This is a genomic window from Agrobacterium sp. 5Ca50 (assembly GCF_055381905.1).
In genome coordinates this window covers 358,969-371,949 of the sequence record NZ_AP026440.1, presented here as the reverse complement: position 1 = coordinate 371,949, position 12,981 = coordinate 358,969, and the positions used below count along the sequence as shown (strand labels likewise).

Annotated in this window: 15 protein-coding genes; 10 read left to right on the top strand and 5 right to left on the bottom strand. The window is 56.4% G+C overall.

Annotated elements, in window-relative coordinates; genetic code table 11:
- The first annotated feature begins 109 nt into the window (after positions 1 to 109).
- A complete protein-coding gene (locus tag ACZ5FM_RS23960) occupies positions 110 to 901 on the top strand; it encodes a BglII/BstYI family type II restriction endonuclease (protein WP_464041465.1) in 792 nt (263 codons plus the stop codon).
- Positions 902 to 938: 37 nt separating this feature from the next.
- Here ACZ5FM_RS23960 and ACZ5FM_RS23955 read toward each other — a convergent pair whose 3' ends face one another.
- On the bottom strand, positions 939 to 1,748 hold the full coding sequence (locus ACZ5FM_RS23955) for a DUF7946 domain-containing protein (RefSeq protein ID WP_464041463.1): 810 nt from the start codon (positions 1,746 to 1,748) through the stop codon (positions 939 to 941).
- A 24-nt stretch (positions 1,749 to 1,772) separates the two neighbouring features.
- On the opposite strand from ACZ5FM_RS23955, the gene ACZ5FM_RS23950 reads away from it, so the two are divergent.
- The 3 genes from ACZ5FM_RS23950 to ACZ5FM_RS23940 all read left to right on the top strand — a co-directional run bounded on the left by ACZ5FM_RS23950 (position 1,773) and on the right by ACZ5FM_RS23940 (position 4,704).
- Positions 1,773 to 2,486: a hypothetical protein gene (locus ACZ5FM_RS23950; RefSeq protein ID WP_464041462.1), complete on the top strand. Its 714-nt coding sequence runs from the start codon at positions 1,773 to 1,775 to the stop codon at positions 2,484 to 2,486.
- Positions 2,487 to 2,822: 336 nt separating this feature from the next.
- On the top strand, positions 2,823 to 3,788 hold the full coding sequence (locus ACZ5FM_RS23945) for a DNA cytosine methyltransferase (RefSeq protein ID WP_312948428.1): 966 nt from the start codon (positions 2,823 to 2,825) through the stop codon (positions 3,786 to 3,788).
- Between the two features lie 43 nt (positions 3,789 to 3,831).
- Positions 3,832 to 4,704: a NaeI family type II restriction endonuclease gene (locus ACZ5FM_RS23940; RefSeq protein ID WP_464041461.1), complete on the top strand. Its 873-nt coding sequence runs from the start codon at positions 3,832 to 3,834 to the stop codon at positions 4,702 to 4,704.
- 326 nt (positions 4,705 to 5,030) lie between these two features.
- Here the strand turns inward: ACZ5FM_RS23940 and ACZ5FM_RS23935 are convergent, their stop codons facing one another.
- Positions 5,031 to 5,777 (bottom strand): SDR family oxidoreductase, encoded by a 747-nt coding sequence (locus ACZ5FM_RS23935; protein WP_464041460.1) that lies wholly within the window; start codon positions 5,775 to 5,777, stop codon positions 5,031 to 5,033.
- 93 nt (positions 5,778 to 5,870) lie between these two features.
- Here ACZ5FM_RS23935 and ACZ5FM_RS23930 point away from each other — a divergent pair, with 93 nt between their 5' ends.
- The gene (locus ACZ5FM_RS23930) at positions 5,871 to 6,803 is read left to right on the top strand and encodes an AraC family transcriptional regulator (RefSeq protein WP_464041545.1); all 933 of its coding nucleotides are present in this window, start codon (positions 5,871 to 5,873) and stop codon (positions 6,801 to 6,803) included.
- Between the two features lie 85 nt (positions 6,804 to 6,888).
- Here the strand turns inward: ACZ5FM_RS23930 and ACZ5FM_RS23925 are convergent, their stop codons facing one another.
- Positions 6,889 to 7,041 carry a hypothetical protein gene (locus ACZ5FM_RS23925; protein ID WP_464041459.1) on the bottom strand — a complete coding sequence of 51 codons (153 nt, stop codon included), beginning with the start codon at positions 7,039 to 7,041 and terminating at the stop codon, positions 6,889 to 6,891.
- Between the two features lie 291 nt (positions 7,042 to 7,332).
- Between ACZ5FM_RS23925 and ACZ5FM_RS23920 the strand changes: the two genes are divergently transcribed.
- The 4 genes from ACZ5FM_RS23920 (at position 7,333) to ACZ5FM_RS23905 (ending at position 9,613) form a co-directional block, all read left to right on the top strand.
- The gene (locus ACZ5FM_RS23920; RefSeq protein WP_312948555.1) at positions 7,333 to 7,845 is read left to right on the top strand and encodes an RrF2 family transcriptional regulator; all 513 of its coding nucleotides are present in this window, start codon (positions 7,333 to 7,335) and stop codon (positions 7,843 to 7,845) included.
- A gap of 11 nt (positions 7,846 to 7,856) precedes the next feature.
- Positions 7,857 to 8,609: an SDR family oxidoreductase gene (locus ACZ5FM_RS23915; RefSeq protein WP_464041458.1), complete on the top strand. Its 753-nt coding sequence runs from the start codon at positions 7,857 to 7,859 to the stop codon at positions 8,607 to 8,609.
- A 22-nt stretch (positions 8,610 to 8,631) separates the two neighbouring features.
- Positions 8,632 to 9,069 carry a cupin domain-containing protein gene (locus tag ACZ5FM_RS23910; protein WP_312948417.1) on the top strand — a complete coding sequence of 146 codons (438 nt, stop codon included), beginning with the start codon at positions 8,632 to 8,634 and terminating at the stop codon, positions 9,067 to 9,069.
- Between the two features lie 97 nt (positions 9,070 to 9,166).
- Positions 9,167 to 9,613, top strand: a complete 447-nt coding sequence (locus ACZ5FM_RS23905) for a carboxymuconolactone decarboxylase family protein (protein ID WP_464041457.1) — start codon at positions 9,167 to 9,169, stop codon at positions 9,611 to 9,613.
- 66 nt (positions 9,614 to 9,679) lie between these two features.
- Here ACZ5FM_RS23905 and ACZ5FM_RS23900 read toward each other — a convergent pair whose 3' ends face one another.
- Positions 9,680 to 10,603, bottom strand: coding sequence for an SDR family NAD(P)-dependent oxidoreductase (locus ACZ5FM_RS23900; protein WP_464041456.1), 924 nt, complete (start codon positions 10,601 to 10,603; stop codon positions 9,680 to 9,682).
- Positions 10,604 to 10,665: 62 nt separating this feature from the next.
- Between ACZ5FM_RS23900 and ACZ5FM_RS23895 the strand changes: the two genes are divergently transcribed.
- Positions 10,666 to 11,628 (top strand): LysR family transcriptional regulator, encoded by a 963-nt coding sequence (locus ACZ5FM_RS23895; protein WP_464041455.1) that lies wholly within the window; start codon positions 10,666 to 10,668, stop codon positions 11,626 to 11,628.
- Between the two features lie 345 nt (positions 11,629 to 11,973).
- Here ACZ5FM_RS23895 and ACZ5FM_RS23890 read toward each other — a convergent pair whose 3' ends face one another.
- On the bottom strand, positions 11,974 to 12,930 hold the full coding sequence (locus tag ACZ5FM_RS23890; protein ID WP_464041454.1) for an alpha/beta hydrolase family protein: 957 nt from the start codon (positions 12,928 to 12,930) through the stop codon (positions 11,974 to 11,976).
- Between the last annotated feature and the right edge of the window lie 51 nt (positions 12,931 to 12,981).

Genomic DNA, 12,981 nt, shown 5'->3' with positions numbered 1-12,981 from the left:
AATTCGAAAACTCAAATGCTGGATACTGGCCAACCTAGTCGGCTGACTTTAAGTTAATCTGACACTCGATTCGCGTCCAGATTGTCGCCCACCTACCAAGGAAGAAGTAATGTTTGAGAAATTGGTGCAACGGGGCTTCCAGATCGAGTTTATGTCCCATGCACAAGCAATATTAAGCGTAGATTTTGCTCAAGCAGTGGACGAATTAGAAGACGCGCTGATCAATGCCACAATACCCGTGGAGGAGATTATTGCAGGAGGGGGTGGTGAAGCTAAGGGAACTCAACGATTGAGAAAAGCCCTTAACGGAGTAGGTTGGCCAAAATTCGAATTCATTGTCGAACGCAGGATCAATGGAGTGCCACGAGAGAGCCAATCGCACGAGGTCGATCACGTGAGAACGTTCCCGGACGGCAGCAGGATTGCATTGGAGATCGAATGGAACAACAAGGATCCATTTTTCGATAGAGACCTCGAGAATTTTAAACGTCTTCATGCGGACGGCGCCATATCAGTTGGCATTATCGTAACTCGAGGAAAAAGTCTCCATGACAACATGCGAGCAATAGTTCGGCGGTTCTTACACGAGAGACAAGTTCAGGGTTTCGATGATATTCGTCGGTGGGGATACGACCCAACATCCCGTCAGCGGCGATTGATCCAAGATAAAATTGATAGGCTGTTGAACCCTCTCGATTTCAAAGAGGCTTTCATCGGGCAGTTCGTTTCCGATAAATTCGGAGAGGCAACAACACATTGGCGCAAGCTTGATGACCGGCTCCGACGCGGGGTCGGCAATCCATGCCCTCTTCTATTGATTGGTTTGCCAGTCGAAGCTGTTACGTTTCACGAGGGTGATTCAGCGCTGGCAGAAATTGAGGCAGATGATAGCACGACGTGATTATACTAATGTAGTTGGAAGATTCGCTTCGTTCTAATTACTGGTCGCAATCCAACACCGAAAGGCGCTTCACAGCTCCACTCTGCGATGATATGCGCTTTGCGTCGAAGGTGAGATTTTTCGCCGTATTGATGTTACTGCCATGAAGAGACCAGGTAATATGGCCGCGCTTTCCATCCGGGAAGCCAACATCAAGCCTGAATGGTATTATCTTTTTAAGCGAGTTTATGTAAGCTCTTCCGTTTCCAGTGATTGAGTTAAATCTTGTGACGTATCCGTCAAGATGTCCCCAATCTTCATCAACAACGCTACTTTGGAGATAAAGCTTAGTTTCAGGATCAAAGACTAGAATGGTTCCATTCCGCGGCCGATCAATTGAAATATGTGTGATGGAGTTACCAATCGCTCGGTGTCCCTCCTTCAGAGGGTCTTCAACGGCCTCTACTGTCAGGTCTAGGAGATCATCTTCCTTATCCGAATCGAGCCGCTGCACGTAGCTGGACCGTGGCGTGTATTTCTGTCCAGAGGCACGAGACAATATCGTCGAAAGAAAATCGAAGAAAGTGTCCCGATCTTTGGGAACGCCAACCGATCTCTTAAAGATATTGAGATCGAAATCGAAAAGAAGGCTACCAGGCTTGACACTAGACAGAAGAATCTCCCCATCATGAAGCGCCGTCGCCCTCGATACAGCCACCTGATTCAAATATGATTGTGTTACAATCTGAACGGCCCGCGTCATTCCAAGTATTGATCGACCACCCTCATATGCTTCGACACGATGACCATCAGCATCTTTCCCGGAAAAGCGAATCTTAAAAGGTATTGAGTATTCAGGATTTTCCATTCAGCATAGGTCCCGGGTGCGATTATGACTACATTACTAGAAGTTGTGAATGAGTCAATTCAGAGCGCGTGCTTCCATCTAAGAGGCGTCATTGTTTTCTCAGGCTGCCCCGCTCCTAATAGCAGCTGGCAGACGTTCTTAAATGTCTTGAAGGACTGGCAAACTTTGATTGCTGGTGTCGGCGCAATTATTCCCGCGTCAATTGCCGCGATCTTCGTATGGAAACAAGTTGACGAGCAGCGTGCCCAATTCCTTCAGCTTACCGAACGACAGGCTCAAAAAGCGCGGCTTCGCCTGGCTAGAAATTCATCACAAATATCGCAGATGTTAGACACCTTCTACGGTCGCCTGATTCAAGAATCCTTCGAGTTAAACGAACATACGCTCAGCGAAGCGATAATCGAGGACGTCTTAGATGCTGGTATAATGTCTGGACCAACGAATTTCGAATTCGTTAAGAATTACGTTATGCGCACCCAACGTTACGCCTCCCTTTGCAGGCTTTACGCACAATCTCGGCAAAGAGACCACCTAATAGAAATTTTCACTGAACTGGCAACGTTAGACGCAATGACAGACGCTCTCTATCCATTCGCTCGTTTCGAAAGCGATGTTATCGCGATGCCGGAAATTAATAGGACGACGATCGAAAGGCAGCTTACTGTAAACTTGAGAAGAGACATTGACATTTCGAAAAGTAATTTGTCAAAACTGCTTAAGGAAAAAGCTTTTGCCTAGGATTGGCACACCAGCGGTGCAGGTGCCGCAACACCCTGGTTACACTCGCAAGCAAGAGGTCTTCCCGACGTTAACGCGCGCATGCTCCTCAAAGCTTCATGCCCGTCAGCGATGTTGAGTGGTCGACTGCACCGCACTCGAAATAGGGCATGCGGATTCCCGTATCGTGGGTTCCCCGTCTCCCCCATGACAGTCTTCATTCTGTGGATACGGTCGACGACCATTCTCTCATCCTAGCGCAAATAATGTAGACGTACACGGACCGGTTTACCGTTGCGTTGGCCAAATCGCCATGCTATTTCGATGTTCTTACTATGTTCCAAAGGAGGCCTCCCTTTGTCTATCACCTCGCTTGAGATGTGTGCTGGTGCTGGTGGTCAGGCGCGAGGCCTTGAACTTGCAGGTTTCGATCACGCGGGCGTCGTGGAGATCGATCGTGACTGCTGTGCGACCCTGCGGCTGAACCGCAAGGAATGGACGGTCCACGAAGAGGACCTGACGCAGTTTGACGGTCATCCTTATAAAGGCATCGACCTGCTTGCCGGTGGACTGCCCTGCCCCCCGTTTTCCATTGCTGGAAAACAGCTGGGTGAAAAAGACGAACGTAATCTGTTTCCCACCGCAATCCGCCTGGTTGATGAGACGCGCCCCAAGGCGATCATGATCGAAAATGTGCGCGGCTTTCTGAGTGCCGTATTCGAAGATTACCGCGGTTTCATCAAGGGTGAACTGAAGAAGCTCGGTTATGATGCCCACTGGCGCCTGTTCAATGCATCCGATTACGGCGTTCCGCAGTTGCGTCCGCGCGTGATTATTGTGGCGCTTCGTGATGACATCAAGGATCACTTCGAGTGGCCAACCCCTTCACGTTTCGATGCACCGACCGTCGGAGATACGCTTGTCGATCTTATGTCGGCCAATGGCTGGAAGGGCGCAAAAGCCTGGGCAAAACGAGCCAATGATGTCGCCCCGACCCTGGTTGGCGGCTCCAAAAAGCACGGCGGACCGGATCTTGGGCCAACACGTGCAAAAGCGGCCTGGGCAACCCTTGGTGTAAATGGAAAATCCATTGCCGAAGAGGCGCCTGAGAAGGATTTTGTGGGAATGCCGCGACTGACCGTCCGCATGGCTGCTCGAATTCAGGGGTTCGATGATGAGTGGCAGTTCCACGGTAAAAAGACTGCCGCCTACCGCCAGGTCGGAAATGCCTTTCCGCCACCTGTTGCCATGGCCGTGGCCGCAAAGCTGCGCGAAGCCATGGAAACACGAGCAAGCCATCCGGTAACCGCGATCGCGGGTTGAGCCGTTAACGGGCGGATAACCCTGGGCGGCGATGATCGCTGTCATGTCACAGCTTCCGCTCGATTGGTCCCATCCCGACTATGATCTCGTGTCGCGCCTCGTCAGCGCGATCATTCGCCATGCCGGAGGCTTCGAAAAGCTTGCGGTCGATCTACCTGCCCTTCTTCGTCAGGCTTTTGACGAGGTCATCGATGCACCTCGAACAGGCCGCTTCACTCTCAGCGAGACGGAAAAGACCGAAAAGACCTATGTCGGCACCAAGGTTGAAATCCTGATACGCAACCACCTGCGTGTTTCCAAGGGAACAACCCTCGACATGCTCGTCGACGGAACTGAGATTGACATCAAGAACACGACGGCACGCGACTGGATGCTTCCCCGAGAGGTCATCGGGCGACCGGCGCTGCTGGTGAGATCGTCGGAAAAGACCGCACTCTGTGACATCGGTGTGGTTATTTGCAGACCCGAATATCTGCGCCTGAGCACAAATCAGGATGGTAAGGGCCAGTTGCTGGCCGCCCAGCACGTCAACATCTGGTGGATGCTTCGGCAACACCCGTATCCGCCAAACTTCTGGGAGGTCCTCTCCCTGGCGGACCGTCACGAGATTATGTCATCCAAGGGTGGCGCAAAACGGCTGGCGGCGCTGTTTGAGAAAATCCAGAACAAGCCTATCTCGCGTCAGCAGGTCAGTGCGCTGGCACAGCAACATGATTACATGAAGCGAATTCGTCGCAATGGCGGAGCAAGGGACATTCTGGGTCCGAAAGGCATAGCACTCTTATGGGGACAGGGCGACCGCGCTCTTATCGACCAGCTCGGTCTCGGTCCGGTTACGTCTGAAGAATTCGTTTCCTTCACACCAAGAACGATGGACGAAGCCGCTTTGTTACGGGCTGCCGGACATATTGATTGAGTGATACCTGAGCGCCCGCCACCGGGCGGTGCCTGCTCAGGAGATGTGAGAGGCACGCGCGGCGGTGGCGGCTTGGCGCCACCAACGAGCTCTGACACGACGATGCGTGTGGGCTGACCCTTTGGCGGCGATGGTGCCGTTGCTCGCAGCAATCAGATGCGATGGGCAACGGCAGGCATGCATGCGACCGTGCATGAGTTGATGAGCGTGCAACCCGGATCAATGTTGCAGGAGACAAATCTGAAGAACGCCGTCTTATGCGCGGTAAGATACGAACGAAAACAGTCGGCTCGGAAAACCTGCCGCAACTGCTCTTTGCACCTCCCTCACCGGATCTTAGCCAGCGCAACTGCATCTGCTCCGGCAGGAAAACGAAGCTGATTTTCAGTATCGTGAACGGCATGCCAAACGGCGTCTGCAACATCGATTTCCCTAGTGGTCATTGCCGGTTTTGAAAACGCCTCGAGAATGGGCCGGGCGAAGTCTGCATAGGAACCGGGAAGGAGCTCCGAGACAGGGACGATTGCGTTTGCCCCGAATTGGGTTGTTGGCGCATAACCGGGCTCGACGAGCTTCACATCCACCCCGAAGTAACCAAGCTCCTGTGCCAGCGAAGCCGAGAACCCCTCTATAGCCTGTTTGGTGGCAGTGTAGGCGGCCGCAAGCGGGAATTCTCCCAGTGCGACACTCGATGTCACGTTGATGATGGTGCCGGACCGACGCTCGCGCATCTGCGGGATAACGGCCTGGCACATCGCCATAACGCCGATCGTGTTGGTCTCGAAAAGTTGTCGGATGAAGGACAGCGGCATTGCTTCAAATGCACCAATGCCGCCAATCCCGGCATTGTTGACCAGCACATCAACCGGACCGGCAGCTTCAAAAAGGCTGGCGATGCTATCGGCGCTGGTGACATCAAGCGGCAGCACGCGTAGCCGGTCGGTCTCGGCAAAGAGCGATGGATCAGGATGCCGCATGGTTGCTAGAACATTCCATCCGCGAGCAAGGAAATGTTCAGCCGTAGTCTTGCCGTAGCCAGATGACGTACCGGTAATGAGAATAGTCTTGGTCATGTCAGTCTCCGTGGTTTCGATCCAACAGCTATAGCTATGCACATGAAGACGAGATATAATTCATCGTCCAATAATGATTACGGATCGTCCAAAATGGATCCCTTAAGTGATATCGTGACCCTCCTGCGGCCACGGGCCGCGATAGCAAAGCCAGTCTCCGGGCGTGGCCAGTGGGGCGTTCGTTACAAACCCCACGATGCCCCCGGGTTCACCGTTGTCCTCGCCGGACATGCGTGGGTCACTTTCGATGATCGGGAACCGCTTCGCATCGCCGAAGGCGACTTCGTCCTTTTGCCGACCACGCCAGCGTTTTCCTTGTGCAGCGAACCAGGCGTCCCCTGCCTTCCTGTTGAGCCCATGGCTTCGGCCGTGCGCCATGGCGACCAGGAAGGAGAGCCGGATTTCTCGGCACTGGGCGGAAGCTTTTCGATTGAGAGTGTCAACGCGCCGCTGCTCGTCGCGCTGTTGCCCGACGCGATTTATATTCCCGCTTCAGCGGGGCAAGGAACACGATTTGGTCGCTTGATCGATCTCCTGTCTGAGGAGTGCGTTGCTCATTATCCAGGCAAAGAACTGATTATTCAGCGCCTGCTGGAGACCCTGCTGGTAGAGGCGCTCAGGTGGGACATTCTCGCAAACAACGCGGTATCTACGGGCTTGTTGAACGGGCTTCGCGATCCAGCCATGGCACGTGTGCTGCGTGCAATCCACAAGGATGTCCGTACGAGGTGGACGGTAGCCGACCTTGCAGGAGTAGCTGGGATGTCGAGATCGGGTTTCGCCGCGCGGTTCAACGAATTCGTCGGGTGCGCACCAATTGAATATCTGGCTCGATGGCGCATTGCTATTGCCAAGCAGGCACTGTTGACCGGCACAAAATCGCTCGACCGAATTGCGGACGAAATAGGTTACGAATCCGCAAGCGCGTTCAGTACGGCGTTCAGCAAAAAGCTCGGCTGTTCCCCTGGGAGGTTTGCCAAAATGCACCTTGTTCATGCCGACTTTGATACGCCTGCGTCGACGTGAAGCTAATCCCTTGGCGCTGCACAACAGGCAGTTCCTGGCGGCGCTGAGTGAATGCCCCTGTGAAGTCATGATCCCGATGGCGTGATCAGGGACGCCGGAAACGCCGTGCCGCGATGTCACCGGTGCGCCGCCATTCGAACGTCACATAAGCGATGGGAAGCTGCTCGTAAAAGATCGTCGACATCGGGTGATGCCCAGCAGACTGGACCGCCTTGAGGACAGCGCTCGCGAGACCCACGGTTCGTCCCTGATCAGGGAATGTTCTAGCTGACAGCTTGACTTGGCCGACGGGAGTTCGACGGCATGTTATTTGCCCGTTATCCTTACCGATCAGGAAGATAGCCAGTGAAAGTCCCAAAATCATACCGATCGGGAAGTTTTGCGTCTGCGCCCCGCGCCTCTGCAACGGTAGGCACTGCAAAACTGCGTTTCTTGGTTTCATGTTCCTAATTTTTTAGGGCCGGTTTTATCGGGGATTGACTCCTCTCCTAATCATAGATATTTTATATCCACGATTAGGAGAGACATGATGAAATTAAGCGAAGGCGTCGAGCAGGCAATACACTGTACGGCATTTCTGGCGGGGCTGTCTGAGGACGGCGTGCTGTCGGCGGCCTCTCTTGCCGAGCTGCATGGTGTGTCCACAAGCTACCTCTTGAAGCACCTGCAGGCGCTCTCTGGCGCAGGCATCGTCGCAACCACGCCGGGCCCGAAAGGCGGCTACCGTCTTGCCAGGGCACCCAAGGACATCAGCCTCCTGGACATTGTGCTTGCCGTCGAAGGACCAGCGCCCGCCTTCCGCTGCGCCGAGATCCGCCAGCGCGGGCCGAACCCTCTGCCGCAACGCTATTTTACCAGGCCCTGCCAGATCAACGTCGCGATGCTGAAGGCCGAAAAGGCCTATCGCGCAGAACTCGCCAAAGTGTCCGTCGCGGACCTCCTGGCCGACCTTGGCGCCGACGACGACGGCGGCATCGCCGCCCGAGGATGCGCCTTCCTGGAACTCAACGAACGCAAGACGGGCAATCGCGCCTCGTCGTAGGAGAGAGCAGCATGAGCAAGTTGGAAAAGGTCGTCGTCATCGGCGGCACGGGCCTGATCGGCTCGAAGGTAGTGAAACTACTGGAGGACGCCAACCACGAAGTGGTCGTCGCAAGTACCCGCAAAGGCATCAACGCCTTTACCGGGGAAGGCTTGGCGCAAGCCGTCACCGGAGCCGACGCGGTGATTGACGTATCGAACATCATGTCCTTCGACAAGCAAGCACTTACCGAGTTCTTCGGGAACTCGAGCCGCAACCTGACGGGCGCCGAAAAGGCCGCAGGCGTACGCCATCATGTCGTCCTGTCGATCGTCAACGCCGACGGGCTCGCCGCCAATCCCTATATGGCTGGCAAGCTTGAGCAGGAAGAGACCGTCGCCGCATCTGGCCAGCCCTATACCATCGTGCGTGCGACACAGTTCCACGAGTTTCTCGAGACGCTGACCGACGCTTACTCCGCCGACGGCGCGGTAAAGGTGCCTGACATCGACTTCCAGCCGATCGCCGCCGACGACGTCGCCGCCACTCTGGTCGAGGTGGCATTAGGGGCGCCCAAGAACGGAACCATCGACCTTGCCGGACCTGAACGAGCATCGTTCGAGACTTTCATCCGGACGTATGTCGGCGCCAAGGGCGATGGCCGACCAGTGAGCGCAGACGCGGCTGTCAATTACTTCGGTGCCCCCGTCGTCACGCGTTCTCTCGTGCCAACCGGTAACTACATCAAAGGCGGCATCACGCTTGCTCAATGGCTTGAGACCTGAGCTGCGATAAAGGGACAAGATCATGAAGACCATCCTATATACTGCTGCCGCCCTCGTCGTTGCACTGAACGCGGCTTTCGCACACGATGTCGCCAAGCCCGGGCTCGCCTACGACACGAAGGATGCCAAGGTGACTCTGGTCTACGAGCATCCCCTGCCCGACGTTCCGGGCAAGAGCGTCAAAGGCGTCCTCGTTGAGTACGGGCCCGGCGGCTATAGCTCCGCCCATACGCATGCCAAATCCGCGCTGATCTACGCCACGGTGCTCGAGGGCGCAATCCAAAGCGCCGTCAACGGCGGCGAAACGAAGACCTTCACCGCCGGTCAGAACTTCACCGAGTTGCCGGGTGACCAGCACGACGTCAGCGCCAATGCCAGCAAGACGAAGTCGGCAAAGCTGCTCGCTGTATTCGTCGTCGACACTGACGACACCGTGCTGACGACACCGCGCAAGCCCTAAAAGCGCGGCACCCACCTCACCATCCTCAACCTTCATCCATGCAACGACGGCTTCTCCGGCGATCGGAGAACCGTGCCATTACGAAAGGAAAACGAACATGTCTCGCATGAATTGGTCCGAAGTCGCCCCCGAAGGCGCGAAAGCCCTGTATGGGGTCCACCATTATGTCACGAAGAAGACCAACCTACCGGAAGAGCTGATCCACCTCGTTTTCCTGCGCGTGTCGCAGATCAACGGCTGCGCCCACTGCATCGACATGCACAGTCGCGATCTCCGCAAGACGATGTCCGTCGACAAGATCACCCTTGTGCCGGTCTGGGACGAGGTGCCTCATCTGTTCAACGACCAGGAACGCGCCGCTCTCGCCTGGGCGGAGGAAGTGACGAACGTCAGCCAGACCCACGCATCCGACGAGGCTTATGCGGCCGCTGCAGCCGCCTTCGAACCAAAGGATCTGGTCGATCTGACGATTACGATCGCCGCGATGAACGCCTTTAACCGCCTGGGCTCACCGTTCCGGCTTCCGGTGGCAGCCAAAGCCTGACCAGCGCCACTTCGTCGCGCGGGCGACACCCTGCCGGTCCGTAGAGGTCCGACAGGGTGTTGCAAGTTACAGCGGCAGTCCCAGCATCCGTGCCGCCATCTTCCAGAGGCGCAAGGCGTTATCAGGATCAACCGCGTACCTTGCCACCCCCTTGAATGGTCCCGTCCCTCGCTCGTCGACGACCGGGGCCTCCTGGCAGTCGTCGAAGTACCTGCCCGAAATCCCCTCCACCAGAGGCGAGCCCGCAAGCAGGACCGTCGTCGACGCTCCCTGCTCTATCGACTTGCGAAGATGCTCGGGCGTTTGGAGGCCTCCGGTGTGCTTTTGAAGACCGGTCGCGATCGCTCCGGGATTGAGTGCGTTCGAGGTGATGCCATCGCTGGCCCAGTGGTTGGTGATGCCAACTGACATTAGGATGCAAGCCGTCTTCGACTGCCCGTAGGCAAGCAGCGGATCATAGGGAATAAAGCGAAAATCCGGGTCGTCCCAGAACACCGGTGCAAAGAGGTTTCCGCTCGAGGCAACGCACACGACGCGAGCGCTGTTTGCCTTTGCGAGTTGCGGGCGAAGGCCAAGGGTTAGCGCGAAGTGTCCAAGATAGTTGGTGGCGAACTGCATCTCCCGGCCTTCCGCAGTCCGCTGCAGTTGCGGAATGGCCATAACGCCCGCGTTGTTGACGAGGACGTGCAGCGGCTCGTCCCAGCTATCCACGAATCCCTGCACTGAAGAAAGATCGGCCAGGTCGAGCGGTCGAACCTGCAGTCGCGCCTTGGGCATCGCCGACTTCAACCTGGCGACAGCTCTTTCGGCTTCGTCTGGACGGCGGGCTGCAATCGTAACGCTCGCTCCCGCGGCAGCCAGCGCACGGCTTGTCGCCAGGCCGATGCCAGCTGCTCCTCCGGTCACAACGATGTTTTTGTCGGTGAGATCGACACCCTCCAGGACGTCAGTGGCAGTCGATGAAAATCCGAACTGTATAGGTGAAGTCATGATCATGCTCCTTCAGACATTAGACTTGTTCAGAAGATAAGCACGTGGCATTGATGAACTAGATGACCAACACAACACGCAATGATGAGATAATTCGTACAGTCGGTTCGCTTCCGCCCGGCGAGCTGGCAGCCTTTCTCGCAGTCGCCGAACACGGAGGATTTCGTGCAGCGTCGAGGTCACTCAACCAGACGGCATCTGCGTTGAGCCATGCGGTCGCCGGTCTCGAAAAGCGTCTCAAGATCAAGCTCTTCCATCGCTCGACAAGAAATGTCTCTTTGACGGAACCGGGTCGGCGGCTTTCCGAGCGGCTCATGCCTGCGCTCGCAGAGATCGGTCTGGCGGTGGAGGAACTGCACGAACAGGCGTCTTCACCTTCAGGACTCGTCCGGATCAACTGCGACGCCAACGCAGCCGAACAGGTCTTGATGCCGCTGCTCACCCGCTTCATGGCGCAGGTTCCGACCATGCGTTTCGAGATCAGATCCGAGGGGAAACTGGTCGACATCGCCGAGGGAGGATTCGACTGTGGCGTGCGAGCGGCTGAACTCGTCCCCGATGAGATGGTCGGGATCCCTATCGGTCCGGACCAGCAGCACATCGTCGTGGCTTCGCCTGCCTATCTTCAAAGCGCGCCAAACATCGACAGCCCCTCAGATCTCGGTCTGCACCAGTGCATTCAGCTTCGCATGGCAGGCGGATCGATCTATCGCTGGGAGTTTCAACGTCGAGGCGAGACTGTCGTGGTGGCAACGACCGGCAACCTCGTGGTCGACCAGTCCCGGCTTCTTCTGGCCGCGGCTCTGGACGGCTGCGGGCTTGCCTACGTGACAAGATGGATGGCGGCTGACGCGCTTGCCGACGGAAGCCTGCGGCAGGTATTGGATGACTGGACGCCGCCCTATCCGGGCCTGTGCCTTTACTACCCGCGGCATCGCCACCTTGGCGCGGGCATGCGATCCTTACTCGACTTTATGAAAGCCGAAGGATCGCGCTTTCATGAAGCACTACAGACGAATTCCTAGAGGGCCGGACGTTCAAACCTTGGAGAAGTCCCCGAGCTTGGTCTTGCAGGTATCGATGACAGACGCACGGGCATGTCGTGCCTGAGGCACAGGCTTTGGACGATTGCGAAACCCGCATACCTTGGAGAACCACCAGCGAACTCGTCCAAACGTCCGGTCGCTATCGCCCAGACCTGACACGTGGGCCCTTGATCACAACGTTCATGGGCGACGAGGTAAATAACGCCGCCCTTTTGCTGGATGCGGCCTTGCTAGCCATCATCGACGCCCCACAACAACGCCTGTTGCGGCAAGCTCCAATGTCTAACACGGTCATGTGACGTCACGCAGCGACGAGATCTTGCCTCATTTCCTTGCGGATTGCAGCGAGATGACATGTCCGAGCGAAGATGCAGAGCGTTCGAGTGCTGCACGGCTCTTTGCCCAGGCTTCCGGGTCAACGTCAAGCGCCGTCAAAAGCCAGGCAAGCGTCAAGCGTCTCGCCGCCTCCAGCACATCGGGCGCTTCCGTCTCGGTCTCTTTCGCGTCTAGACCCGCAATGCCGCCAAGTCCGTGACCGACACCATGCAGCGTCAGCATGTCGCGGTTTACTCCTGTAGCATCGTGGAACGCGTCGGCATGCCATTCAGGGCCGCGCGTCGTAAAATGCGGATTGTCTTCGTCACCACAAACGACAAGGTTTTGCGTTGAAATGGTTGAAAAATCGACATCGAAGAACGGAAATCTGGCAGCGCTTTCCTCCGTCATGTCGCTTCCTCCGCGTCCAGGCGTCGTAAGCAGCATGCCTGCACCGATCCGCGGATCGGAAAAGTCCTCGCCATTCAGTTGCGCTCCGATCAGCAGGCCGACGGTGTGTCCGCCGAAGGAATGACCCACCGCAGCGATACGATCCTTGTCCAGTCGGCCAGCGATACCGCCTGCCTGTTGTTCCACCTCGTCCAGACGATCAAGAATTGCTCGCAGCTCTTCAACGCGCTCCCGCCAGAAGAAGGGCGCGCCGACAGCGTCGGAAGGCAGTCCGCCAACACGCGAGCTGGCATGGGTCGGCTGGATCACCGCAAATCCTCGCTCCGCCCAGAACTGGACAAGCGGCGCATAACCGTCTTTGGAGGGGATATAGTTGGATGGTCCGAAGCCGTGGGAAAAAATCACCACGGGAAGCTTCTCGCCCTTGGCCGGCGCTGTCAGACGCAACTCCAGCGGCTGTCGTCCCTTCATCTGCAAACGGATCGGTGTATAGGCAACCGTCAGCGCCGCATCCGTCGTGGGTATATGTCGCGCCAGCTCAATCAGATTGTTCATGTCGAAATCCTATCTCCTAATGATGTGCTAGCGCGAAGATGGACTTACCCG